9 protein-coding genes and 2 pseudogenes are annotated in these 11,818 nt (G+C 68.1%); 8 read left to right on the forward strand and 3 right to left on the reverse strand.

The features are described 5' to 3' along the window. Window positions 1-90: 90 nt before the first annotated feature. Window positions 91-278 (forward strand): annotated as a pseudogene (locus ABZ260_RS35265) (integrase core domain-containing protein); the annotation flags it as partial. A 67-nt stretch (window positions 279-345) separates the two neighbouring features. Continuing rightward, window positions 346-750 (forward strand): hypothetical protein, encoded by a 405-nt coding sequence (locus tag ABZ260_RS35270; protein ID WP_355626321.1) that lies wholly within the window; start codon window positions 346-348, stop codon window positions 748-750. 345 nt (window positions 751-1,095) lie between these two features. On the opposite strand, the gene ABZ260_RS35275 is transcribed toward ABZ260_RS35270, so the two are convergent. Beyond that, the gene (locus tag ABZ260_RS35275; protein WP_355626323.1) at window positions 1,096-1,575 is read right to left on the reverse strand and encodes a helix-turn-helix domain-containing protein; all 480 of its coding nucleotides are present in this window, start codon (window positions 1,573-1,575) and stop codon (window positions 1,096-1,098) included. A gap of 94 nt (window positions 1,576-1,669) precedes the next feature. Between ABZ260_RS35275 and ABZ260_RS35280 the strand changes: the two genes are divergently transcribed. Further along, window positions 1,670-2,914, forward strand: coding sequence for an MFS transporter (locus tag ABZ260_RS35280; protein ID WP_355626325.1), 1,245 nt, complete (start codon window positions 1,670-1,672; stop codon window positions 2,912-2,914). A gap of 414 nt (window positions 2,915-3,328) precedes the next feature. Beyond that, entirely contained in the window at window positions 3,329-4,429 is a 1,101-nt protein-coding gene (locus ABZ260_RS35285) for a hypothetical protein (protein ID WP_355626327.1), read from the forward strand. 201 nt (window positions 4,430-4,630) lie between these two features. On the opposite strand, the gene ABZ260_RS35290 is transcribed toward ABZ260_RS35285, so the two are convergent. Both ABZ260_RS35290 and ABZ260_RS35295 read right to left on the reverse strand, forming a co-directional pair. Further along, window positions 4,631-5,695: a hypothetical protein gene (locus ABZ260_RS35290; protein ID WP_355626329.1), complete on the reverse strand. Its 1,065-nt coding sequence runs from the start codon at window positions 5,693-5,695 to the stop codon at window positions 4,631-4,633. 6 nt (window positions 5,696-5,701) lie between these two features. Beyond that, a complete protein-coding gene (locus tag ABZ260_RS35295; RefSeq protein ID WP_355626330.1) occupies window positions 5,702-6,283 on the reverse strand; it encodes a hypothetical protein in 582 nt (193 codons plus the stop codon). Between the two features lie 521 nt (window positions 6,284-6,804). Here ABZ260_RS35295 and ABZ260_RS35300 point away from each other — a divergent pair. From ABZ260_RS35300 to ABZ260_RS35315, 4 genes and pseudogenes are all read left to right on the forward strand, one after another. Continuing rightward, complete coding sequence (locus ABZ260_RS35300) at window positions 6,805-7,392, forward strand: hypothetical protein (RefSeq protein ID WP_355626332.1); 588 nt, start codon at window positions 6,805-6,807, stop codon at window positions 7,390-7,392. A gap of 342 nt (window positions 7,393-7,734) precedes the next feature. After that, window positions 7,735-8,730: a virginiamycin B lyase gene (locus ABZ260_RS35305; protein WP_355626334.1), complete on the forward strand. Its 996-nt coding sequence runs from the start codon at window positions 7,735-7,737 to the stop codon at window positions 8,728-8,730. A 676-nt stretch (window positions 8,731-9,406) separates the two neighbouring features. After that, the gene (locus ABZ260_RS35310; RefSeq protein ID WP_355626336.1) at window positions 9,407-10,666 is read left to right on the forward strand and encodes a hypothetical protein; all 1,260 of its coding nucleotides are present in this window, start codon (window positions 9,407-9,409) and stop codon (window positions 10,664-10,666) included. 563 nt (window positions 10,667-11,229) lie between these two features. Continuing rightward, window positions 11,230-11,818: pseudogene (locus tag ABZ260_RS35315) on the forward strand (IS5 family transposase); the annotation flags it as partial.

An 11,818-nucleotide genomic window follows, 5' to 3' on the forward strand; every position in this document is an offset into this window, starting at 1 on the left:
TCTTGCCGAAGGTCTGCGGGATCCAGATGCCGGTGACCTCGACCCAGGTGTCGGCGGGCGGCGCCTGCAGTCCCCTGACCGCGACCTTCAGACGGCTACATCGAGTCGGTCAACAGCCGCATCCGCGACGAGTGCCTGAACATCAGCATCTTCTGGAGCCCGACCCGCGCCCGGGTCGTGATCAGCGACTGGAAGGACGACTACAGCCACCGCCGACGACACAGCCCCCCGGTTACCAGGCACCAGCGGCCTGCGCCGCGTCGCGCACACACCGATGAGCCGTCCGTTGTCGACCGCGGCCCACATGGCCACGCGCGGCAACCCCTGTGACGTAAGGTCCCGGGTGTGGACACAACAGCCCCGATACCCCGCGTCCTCGTGATCGGCCTTGACCCGTACCGGGTTCCCGGGCCCTGGGACCCGAAGCCGGTAGCCGACGCAATCGAGGTCGGCACAGCTCGATTCGCCGAGCACGGCGTCGGCGTCGAGACCTGCCTGTTCGGCCTCGACGGCAGCGACGAGGTGGAGACGATCGTCAGCCATGCCCTGCGCGCGCGGCCCTGGGAATGCGTCGTCATCGGCGGCGGCGTACGGAAACCCGAAGATCAGCTTGAGTTGTTCGAGCAGGTCGTCAACCTGGTACGACGACACGCTCCCAACGCGGCGATCGCGTTCAACAGCACCCCGACGGATACCTTCGACGCAGCCGCCCGCTGGATCGACACTCCCAGACCGACCGGTTCCGGCTGACCGGCGCGGCACCTGACCAAAGCACACCCCGGCCGCCAGGCTTCGGCGAAGCACCACCGGACCCCCGGCTCTCACCGCGTCTGGATCACTTCTCGGGGGTCCTCCACAGGTCCAACTGTCACCACGGGTGCTATGGCCGGCACGCGCCGTCGCGGCCGAGGGCAGCATCGAACAGATCGACAAACGTCTCGTAAAACAATTCGCCGCGCTGCTGCAACGAGGATCGGCTCCGTTGACCGAAATCCGCGAAGGTCGTTCGGGTCTACTCGCCGCTTGGTCGGCGTTATGGCGGTAAGAAATGAGGCCAGCTGGTTGGGGCCGTCGCGCCACGATTGCGTCAGAAGGCTACTCGGACCTTGTCCCGGTCGGCGTTCTGGGCTGATTGACCTTGTTGACGGTGGTGTCCTCGGGGTCGAGCCGTCGCCCATCTGCGGAGCGGACCTCTAGTACGCGCAGGGGCCGCCCATGCTGGCGGTCGATCATCTCCGAATGCGGTTCATCGGGCTCGAAGAAGTGTCCTTCGCCCCACTGCCGCAGCGCCACGATGACGGGGAAGAGGTCTTTGCCCTTCGGCGTCAGAACGTACTCGTGGTAGGAACTGCCGTCGGAGGCCGGGACGACGTCCAGGATGCCGCCGGCGACCAAGACGCGCAGACGCGTGGTGAGGATGTTCTTGGCGACGCCAAGGCTGCGCTGGAACTCTCCGAAGCGGCGGCTGCCATCAAACGCGTCCCGCACGATCAACAAGGACCACCAGTCGCCGATCGCGTCGACTGATCGAGCGACGGGACAGTCGCTGTCATTGAAACGCGTCCGCCTGACCATGACACCCTCCACATTTACATCGGTTGCAACATGCTACCAGAACGACTACCGTCCATCCGGTAGCAAGATGAAACCAATTTCCGAAGGGCGCCGAGTGGCCAGTAACGACGAGACCACGACACCGAGGACCGCGGGCACGAACGAGGGGACTCCCAGCTTCGCGCTACCCCGAGGCATCCCCCTGCTCCTCGCCATCGCCTGTGGGACTGCGGTGGCCAACGTCTACTTCGCGCAGCCCCTCCTGGTGACACTGGGCCGTGACTTCGCGATCAACCCGGCGACACTCGGTGCCGTCGTCACCCTCACACAACTTGGTTACGGGCTGGGATTGTTCTTCATCGTGCCGCTGGGCGACCTGGTCGACCGCAGGCGCCTCATCGTGATGCAGCTGCTCCTGCTGGCGACGGCGCTGATGGTGGTCGGCACCGCCACCATCACGGCGCTCCTGCTTGCGGGTATGGCCGCTGTGGGACTCCTCGCGGTGGTGACTCAGACGTTGGTGGCCTTCGCTGCTTCGCTCGCCCCACCGGCGCAACGCGGACGCGTCGTCGGCCTCGTGACCAGCGGTGTGGTCACCGGCATCCTGCTTGCCCGCACCGTATCCGGCCTCCTGGCCGACCTCGCCGGCTGGCGCTCCGTCTACCTCACCTCGGCAGCCCTCACCTGCGTGCTCGCCCTGGTACTGCACCATGCCCTGCCGCCCCGTGACACCGCTGCACCGTCCATGCACTACGGACAGCTCTTGCGCTCCACGCTCTCCTTGTTCGCACAGGAGCGCCTCCTTCGGCTCCGTGCCCTGCTCGCCCTGCTCATCTTCGCCGCCTTCAGCACCCTGTGGAGCTGCATCGCGCTGCCGCTGAGCGCGCCTCCGCTGTCTCTGTCCCACACGGCAATCGGCGCGTTCGGACTGGTGGGAGCCGCAGGCGCCCTGGCTGCGACCGTAGCCGGCCGCCTAAACGATCGCGGGCTCTCCCAGCGGACCACCGGCATCGGCCTGGCCCTGCTCGTCGCCTCGTGGCTACCCCTGACCTTCGCCCGACAGTCACTATGGGCACTGGTGGTCGGCGTGATCGTCCTCGACCTCGCCGTGCAGGCGGTCCACGTCACAAACCAGAGCCTGATCTACACACTTCGCCCGGACGCGGGCAGCCGACTGATCGGCGGCTACATGGTCTTCTACTCGCTCGGCAGCGCCTTCGGAGCCATTGCCTCGACCGCTCTCTATGCGGCGGCCGGCTGGGGTGCCGTGTGCGCACTGGGGACCGCGATCAGCTGCCTCGCGCTCCTGCTATGGGCGGGCACCCGGCCCTGTACCCCGGCCTCGGCCGCTGCCGACTGAACAGGCCGGCCGCTGGTGGTCAGGCAGCAGGCCGCCTCCGGGATCGGAGGGTCGCCTCGGGTGACGGCGCGGTGCAGCCGGTCCGGCCGCGTCATGGGGCCGACATCGCTGGCCAGCGGGGGAGCGACCACCGGCCTTCCGGTATCGGGGGTGCCCGGTGGCCGGTAGGGGAGCATCGGGCCGCGTCGTAGATCGCTCATCGCCTCAGGAGGCGCCGGGCGGCAGGGCGCGGCCGGTGCTCTCCTGCGGCGCCGGGCCGGGAGCCTGTCGTCGATGCGCTCGGCGCGCACCCGGACCGGCTGCGGCTGGGCCGCCCGGGTCGCGGGGAGCGGTCTTGGCGCTGCCGATGTAGAACGAACAGAGGAGCAGGAAGAAAAGAGCAGTCAGGACGATGCGCGACGAGGGGACAGGCACATGGGATGGTCGAGGCCCTCGGCCGAGCGGCACCTGCGGGCTCTGCTCGGTCCCGTGACCCGGCTGCGCCGACTGACCAGCAGTCCACGCTCGCGCGTGTGGCGTGCCGAGATGGACGGAACCACCGCGGTGATCAAACAGATCGTCGGTGGTACGGACGCCGACCTGCGCTTCCAGCGTGAGGTAACCGCGTTGCGACTCGCCGCGCGAGCCGATCCGCCCCTGGTGCCCGAGATCCTCGGCACCGACCCGGAGCATCGGATCCTGGTCCTGGAACATCTTGACGCCGACGACCCGGCCGACGGCTGGGCTGTCGACTACGCGGCGGCGCTGGCCCGGCTGCACGCGACGACGAACGCCGCCGACGCCGGGACGCTACCGCGCTGGTCCCCGCCTGGACCCGGCGATCTCGACGCATTTCTCCGTCTGGCCGACCGGCTCGGCGTCACAGCATCGCCGACGGTTCACGCGGAGTTCGACGGCGTGCTCGACCGGCTCGGCCACGCGCCGGGGAACGCGCTGCTGCATGGGGATCCCTGTCCTGGAAACGACCTGTACACCCGCGACGGAGTCCGCTTCGTCGATTTCGAGCAGGCCGCGCTGGGCAACGGATTGACCGAGTTGGCCTACCTGCGTATCGCCTTCCCGACCTGCTGGTGTGCCGCCGCCACACCTTCACCGCTGCTGCGCCGCGCCGAGGAGGCATACCGTGTGGCTTGGCGCGCCGCCACCGGCACCGAACCCCAGGGTGACCTCGCCGATGCGTGCACCGGCTGGCTGCTGCGCGGCGACGCCCTCGTCGAACGGGCCCGTCGCGACGGTACCGACCATCTGGCCAGGGCGACTCACCGTGACTGGCGCTGGGGCACGGCCACCGCCCGCCAACGCCTGCTGCACCGTCTGGGTGTCGTCGGCGAAATCACGGCCGACAGCACCGATTTCGCGGGCATCGGCGGCCTTACCGCGATGATGCGCAGACGCATGCTCGATCGCTGGCCCACGCTACAACCGCTTTCCCCGAGTCGCCCCTCAGGTCACCACGGCCGTCAAAAAATCAGCGTTTTTCGAAGATCATGGAATCGGCCCCGGAACCCGCCCTGACATTTCGAGCACCGGACGATTCCGGATGAGGCAGTCGACGGCTCGAAAGTGCCGCCTCCGCGCGAAGCCGGCATTTCGGGTGGGCCGCCTGCCGGGTGGGAAGGTAGGGTGCTCACTTGGGCAGACACGGTCGTTTGCGGCTGGTGGTTCGAGCCTTACCGATACCCCGATTTGAGGGGCGAAGCGCATGTCGCCTCGGCGTCAGGTGAGGTCGCCACCGTGACTCGGGGCTGCCGGGCTCTTGCGGCGCGTGTGGAAGCGGCGCGCGATGAGCAGGCTGGCCCCGGCGATGAGTGTCACCAGTGCGGCGAGTGCGAGGGGCAGCGTCAGCGGGGAGTCTGTCGAGGCCGCCAGGCCCCACGTTCCCGACTTCTGCGGGAAGGTGAGCGTTCCGGTCTGCGTGCGGTCGATCCGGCCGCTGGTCAGGGTGAGGCTGAACTTCCATGGCCCGTCGGGGAGGTCTTCTCCCAGTTGGATTGTGACGGTTGCCTGCTGGCCGGGGGCCAGGGTGGTGCCGCGGTCGACCGGGACGGGGCCGGCGCTGAGCGAGCTCGGCCCGTCCGACAGCGACAGCTGGCCTTCGAGGTCGATGGCGCGTTCGCCGGTGTTGGCGACGGTGGCCTGGATTCTCGGCTGGCCGTCCTCGGTCCGCTGGGGCACGATCTCGCCGATCCGGAAATCCGTGGGCGGCTCCCCGCCGGGGCCGACGTCGAGATAGGTGCGGATCCCGACGCGGTTGACGACGGTGATGCCCTCTTGCTTCCCCGCTCCGGCGGCGGAGACCTCCGCCCAGATGACGGCGTACCGCTCCCCCTTGGGAGCCCAGGTCGGCACGGCGACGGTGGCCTTCACCGATGCCCTGTCGTGCGGAGGCAGGTCGATGGCGGCGCGGTTGAGCTTGATCCACGAGCTCAGCTCGTTCGGGGTGCGTTCCGGCGCGAAGGTGAAGCGGCCGTGGCTGATGCCGGCTCCGGCCGCGTACAGCTGCAGGTGCTGGGGTTCGTTTGAGGCGTTGTGGACCTCGAAGCGCCGGCTGAAGGTGGTGGCGGGGTTGACGTGGTCGACGATGAAGAGATGCGAGCGCGGGTCGTCGGTCCGGTTGGCGGGGATCTCCAGCAACCTGATGCCGATGCTGTTCTTGTCGGCGTTGGGACGCGCCTGGCCCCGGCCGGGGTCCGCGGCGGCCGCTGGAGCACCGGCCATCGCGTGCGCGAGGAGCGCGAGCAGCGCCGCGGAGACGAGCCGGAGCAACGGTGAGCTGGCCATGGCGGGTCAGGCGACGGAGTGGCTCACCGTGCCGGTATAGGTGCCCGCCACCGCTTGGGTGGGCACGTTGATGACGATGGTCGGGTTCCAGGTGGCGGAGTTGTCACCGGAGCCGCTCGTCTTGCTGAAGGCGGTGCGTGAGATGTCCAGCGACTGCGCGGCGGCCGCGTTGGCCTGACCGGGGACGAAGGTTCCGGTGCCGGTGGTGGAGGTCGCCGCGCCCGACCAGTACAGGACATCGGGGTTGGGGATGGTCTCTACGGCGGTGCCGCCTCCTGTGGTGAAACCTCCTGTCGCGGCGATCACCGACGCGACCCAGGTGGCGCTGAGCGCGGCACGCTGGTCGGAGACCGTGATCACGCCGAGTTGCCCGCTGATCTGGCCGCCCGGCGCGGCGTTGCCGACGTTGACCGGGCCGGCCGGCACGGTGATCGTCAGCCCGTCCGAGGCGGTGACGGTGAAGTTCACCGTGGTGGAGCAGGTGGTTGAGGCAGGGCAGGTGGTGGCCTGGGCGGGCGGGGCCACCATCATGGCCGCCGTGACACTGGCGGCCCCCATCAAGACGATACCGAGACGGCTCTTGGACATTAGGTGATCTCCCTCATCGAACGCCCGTCCTGGGTCTGTGGGCGGTTCCTACGTGCGCACATTCTCCGTACTGATCGCTCTGCGGAGAGTTGCCTGAGAAGACACCTGGGCACTTTTGGCGATCATTTGGTGACTGGCAATCATGGTGGAGGGCAGGCCTTCCGGCACAAGGCGCGCGGGCTCGGTCAGCGCGGTGCGGGCGCGAGGCCGGTGCGGGGTTGGTGCGCGGCCCCGTCAGCCGAGGGGGTGGCTGAGGCGAGGCCACCTGCCTGTCCTTTGATCACAGCCTGCGCTTGGGGCTCGTGGATGCGGCACCCGGGCAGCGTGTTCGTACGCCCCTGGGCGCGGGCGATGCATGTCATGGCCTGTGGCGGTCTTTGCCTCGGATTTGCCGCACCCGGACGTCGTTGCCGGACGCGGAGTAGATCATGTGATCTAAGCTGCCATCGGTCTTTTCACCCACCGAAGAGCTGCCCCTACCCGCATCGCCTGCGAGGGATGTACGAGGAATCGATATGAGGATGAGCCATGACGACCGTGGCGGCCGTGGCGTCGCGCGAACGCTCTTGCCGGTGACGGCGTCGCTCGTCGTGCTGCTCGCCCTCGACGCGCCCGCCTTCCCAGCCTCCTCAGGCGTCTCGGCCCCCTGGTCCGCGGCCGTCGTGACGGTCGCCTCGCGCGCCGACTCGCTGGAGATCACCGTGCCGGCCTCGGCGAATCTCGGCTCCGGCGCCAGGGGAGCTACGATCAGCGCCTCGCTGGGGACGGTGACCGTGACCGACATCCGGACCGGGGTGGGCCCGACCTGGACGGCGACCGTCTCGGCCACCGACTTCACCACCGCAGGCGGATCGGGCACCATCACCAAGGCCAACGTCGCGTACTGGTCCGGCCCCGTCACCGCCGAATCGGGTGCCGGCACCCGTACCCCCGGACAGGTCACCGCCGCCCAGCAGGTCGCCCTGACGGCGCCGGTAACCGCGTTCAGCGGACGCAAGGCGGTAGGGATCGATCAATCCACGAGCTGGCAACCGACGCTCGTCATCACCATCCCGTCCTCCGCCGTCGCGGGCACCTACACCGGCACCATCAGCCACTCGGTCGCCTGACCGGCACCGCCCTTCTCCCCTCACATCCGCCCTCGCACGGCAGCGGCCTTTGAGCCGAGCACGGCGCTCACCCCCGCTGAATTGGCGCTTCCATGACCAGCCACGAACGCAGAAGGTCGCTGGCGATCGACGGCGGTGGGAGATATTGGGGTCGCGAGGGCCGGACACGAGGCAACACCATGACCCCGGATCGAGACCTTGAAGGGCTTGCGCGCCGAGGCCTGTGAACATCCGCTGATGGCGGCCCCTCGATACCGCAGACTCAACGACCCGCCACAACAACTCATCGGTGCCCGGCGATCCGCCCGCGTTCCCTTTCGTTCTTGTTCTGGAAGGAATGTCATGCGTCTTTCGACTCGACGCCTGGGCTACCCGCTCGTGGTCATGGCTCTGACCCTGGCGGTAAGCACGCCGGCGGCCCTATCCGCGTCCGCCACCCCGCCACACCCGTCCCCTGCACGGCCGTGGGTGAAGCTCTGCCTCAAGCTCAAGCAGATGCCACAGCACCGGCGCATCAAGTGCCACTTCCCACCTCCACCCCGCTCCGCCCGGCCTGCCAGGCTCGCGGCCGAAGCCCTGCAGACACCGTCGATCAGCGAGCTGTCGATACCGACCGACCCCGCGACCCCCGTCGGCATCACGACCGGCCCCGACGGCAACATATGGTTCACCGAGAACTACGCCAACAAGATCGGAAAGGTCACGACAGGAGGCCTGTTCACCGAGTACGCCCTGCCCGCCGGTGACTCCGAGCCGGCCTACATCACCACCGGGCCCGACGGCGCACTCTGGTTCACCGAGGCGGCCGGCAACAAGATCGGACGCATCACCACCTCCGGAACCATCACCGAGTACGCCCTGCCCTCCAGCGGCGCCTACCCGATGGGCATCACCGCCGGGCCGGACGACAACCTGTGGTTCACCGAACCGCTCACCGCAAGCATCGGGCAGATCACCACGAGCGGCTCGATCACCGAGTTCGCCGTGCCGTCCTCCGGCGCGATGCCCGTCGGCATCACCACGGGCCCTGACGGCAACCTGTGGTACACCGACGCCAACGGCAAGCTCAGCAACGTCGACACCTCGGGCAACTTCACCGAGTACACGCTCTCCGACCCTGACAGTTTCCCGTGGGGCATCACCGTCGGGCCCGACAACAATGTGTGGTTCGTCGAGCAGGAAGCCAACAACGTCGCCTACTCCACCACGTCCGGGATCATCAACGAGTACGCGTTGCCGACTCTCGTCGCCGGACCGTTCGACATCACCACCGGCCCCGACGACAACCTCTGGGTCACCGAGGACTTCGTCTCGCAACTCGCCATCGTGACTCCCTGACCAAATCTCTCGGCTGCCGTTCCCTGAGATCCAGGACGCGGCAGCCGCGCCCTGGGCGTCATCACCGGCGAAGTCGGCATCGGCGTGATCGGCATCCACCACGCCATCGGGTCCAGCCGAGATACCGGTAAAACCGGCCATGAGTCGATCTTGAGTGCGGTTTCGTAGCCTGCCCGGAGTCGGCCTTCTGCTCCCGAACGTGTCCCGAGCCGTCAGGTAGCGGGGTGGCCGAACCTGGGCACTGCGGCCTCCGGCCCAGCTCAGCGCCTCGCCCTCGGTCGGCCGCCCTTTCGGCCCCGGCCCGCCGACGGCCATCCCGCGCCGAAACCCACCTCCGATCGGTCGCGACGTGCCCTCGGGGCGGGATCCGGATCGTACGCCGCTGCTCATGCCCCTGACCAGCCGGAACGCGGTCTCATTGTGGGTTTTGGGCGTATGTGGGCTGGACCCCTGAAGGAGCCCGGTGGGTGCTCGGCCGCTTTGAGCAGGTCCAGTCGCGCCGACCTTGGGCGGGGGCTGCTGGCGGTACCAAAGGACAACGCCATCTTCTCACTTAGGGTAGTTAGTCATAACCATATTGTGACTACTCTGTGGAGTGGTGACGATCTCGCAGCGCTGCGTGAGCGGGACCGGCCCCTTCTGGTGAATCCGTGACCTACGCAAGGAGTCAATGAGCATGTCCACTCCTGTCGTCGACGTCTGGGGCCCGGTCGCCCCTGGCGCCCGCTCCTCGTATCCGCCCGCGCCCGAACCGCATGACGAATGGTCCCTCGCCGGCGGGACGGCCTGGGTCTATTACAGCCCGCTGAACCGCAGGCAGCTCATCAGGCCTGTCATCCTCTCCGACGGCTTCTCCAACGGGTCGAGCAACCTGGACCAGCTCTGGCACGGCCTGGAGGAGAACGGAGACTACCGCTTCGTCTCCGAACTCCACGCGACCGGCCGCGATGTGATCATCCTCGGCTACAGCGACCGGACGGCATCGATCACCGACAACGCCGACACCGCCATCGACTGCATCCGCCGGGCCATCAGCGAGCGGGTCGGCCGGGCGAAGCTGGTCGTGGGCGGGTTCAGCATGGGCGGGCTGGTCACCCGCTACGCGCTGGCCAAGATGGAGCAGGACCCCGCCCTTCCCGACCACGAGACGTCCCTGTACTTCTCCTATGACTCCCCCCACCACGGCGCATGGTTCCCCATCGCCCTGCAGGCCTTCACGCACTTCGCGACCGACAACTGGGGCGATGACCCCAACGTGGGCCCCTACCTGCGCCAGCTGTCCGGGCTGCTCAACAGCCCCGCCGCGCGGCAGATGGCACGGTGGCACATCGAGAAGGTCGGGGACACCCCGCAGTCGGCACCCGAGCGGGTGGCGTTCCTCCAGGAACTCGACGAGCTCGGGGGATGGCCGAGGGGTGTCCGCAAGATCGGTGTCGCCAACGGAGTGGACACCGGCGTCGGCAACGGCATCCAGGCCGGTGCGAGGGCGGTGAGGTGCAACGGCCAGACGCTGCGCGACACCTGGCTCAACACCCAGGCACAAGGCGATCAGACAGTCGCCCGCCTGCACAAGACAGACGACGGCGAGCCGACCTCGGTGCGCACCAGCGGGCTGCCGGACATCGACGGTGCTCCCGGAGGCCTGTTCACCGTGCCCTCCCCTGCGGGCGATGCCGGCAGCTTCGGCATGGCCGCCGTCCTCATGGCTCTGCTCGGCAACACCGTGGACCCCGACGTCATCGGCACGTCCTGCTTCATCCCCGCCATCAGCGCCCTCGCGGCCGGCGACATCAACGACTCCAAGGCGCTGTACCGTCCGATCACACCGGACCACAGCGCCCTGGACGCCTTCGTGTGCGCCAGCCGCAACGAAGGACACACCACCATGACCGAAGAACTCGGCGCGTGGATCGTGAACGAGATCGTGGCCCAGTGACCACCGGGGTGGGCGGGCCGCACCGCCCCAAGCCCGCCCACCCCAACTCTCCCGTCGATCAGAGCCGATCGGGGGCCGGGTCGGTGAGGGTGTAGGGAAACCGTCTAATCCCGACACCCATCACGCGAACCCAATGTCGCCGGCAGACCTACCTGGCGGCTGGGGACACGTTCGGGAGCGGAGGGCCGGGTCCGCTCGCCGGGATCACTAGCCACCTCGCCCCACCCCGCGTGAACGCCTGGCAAAACTCCGCGGGTGTCACGGGGACTGATCGCACGTCGGGTGGACGGGGTCCCAGTAGTATCGGGGAAATTTTCAACGGATATGCAGGTCAGCGGCCCCTTCCCGGGACGTTGCCGCAGCGCTCCGAGAGTGCCCTGACCTGCATATCCGTTGTTTTCACGGCGATTGCTACCGGGCCCCCTGCTGACCGCTCCCGCAGACGCTCTGGATACATGCGACAGAACCGCAGTTCTGTCCCTAAGAGCGCCTAACAGAATGGGCTTTGCTGTGCTTTGATCTCTCGCTGTAGCGACGGCGAGAGGGGTGGGCAGGTGGCGCGGCTGAAGCCGTGGGAGGTCAGCGATGAGTTGTGGGCGGTCATTGAACCGCTGCTGCCCAAACATCAGCGTCGAGCCCGTTGGCCAGGACGTAAGCGGTTGGATGACCGCCTTGCTCTGCAGGGCATCTTGTTCGTGCTGTACACCGGCATCGCGTGGGAGCACCTGCCCCAGGAGCTGGGGTACGGCTCGGGCATGACGTGCTGGCGGCGGCTGAACGAGTGGAACAAGGCCGCCGTCTGGCAACGCCTGCACGAGGTGCTCCTGGCCAAGCTGCGCGCGGTCGACGCCCTCGACTTCTCCCGGGCCGCGGTGGACTCTTCCCACGTCAGAGCTCTAAAAGGGGGGCGCAGACCGGGCCGTCCCCGGTCGATCGAGGACGGGCCGGCAGCAAACACCACCTGATCACCGACGCCACCGGCATCCCGCTCGCAGTGATCCTCACCGGCGGCAACCGCAACGATGTCACCCAGCTGGTGCCGCTGCTGGAGGCGATCCCGCCGGTGCGCGGCAAGCGTGGACGGCCCCGCCGACGGCCCGACGTCCTCTTGGCCGATCGCGGCTACGACCACGACAAGTACCGCAAGCAGGT

This window comes from Streptosporangium sp. NPDC006013 (genome assembly GCF_040614275.1).
Lineage (GTDB): Bacteria > Actinomycetota > Actinomycetes > Streptosporangiales > Streptosporangiaceae > Streptosporangium.

Coding starts and splice junctions, on each gene's coding strand:
- ABZ260_RS35275 (WP_355626323.1), bottom strand. CDS start 1,575: ATGGTCAGGCGGACGCGTTTCAATGACAGCGACTGTCCCGTCGCTCGA.
- ABZ260_RS35285 (WP_355626327.1), top strand. CDS start 3,329: ATGGGATGGTCGAGGCCCTCGGCCGAGCGGCACCTGCGGGCTCTGCTC.
- ABZ260_RS35290 (WP_355626329.1), bottom strand. CDS start 5,695: ATGGCCAGCTCACCGTTGCTCCGGCTCGTCTCCGCGGCGCTGCTCGCG.
- ABZ260_RS35295 (WP_355626330.1), bottom strand. CDS start 6,283: ATGTCCAAGAGCCGTCTCGGTATCGTCTTGATGGGGGCCGCCAGTGTC.
- ABZ260_RS35300 (WP_355626332.1), top strand. CDS start 6,805: ATGAGCCATGACGACCGTGGCGGCCGTGGCGTCGCGCGAACGCTCTTG.
- ABZ260_RS35305 (WP_355626334.1), top strand. CDS start 7,735: ATGCGTCTTTCGACTCGACGCCTGGGCTACCCGCTCGTGGTCATGGCT.
- ABZ260_RS35310 (WP_355626336.1), top strand. CDS start 9,407: ATGTCCACTCCTGTCGTCGACGTCTGGGGCCCGGTCGCCCCTGGCGCC.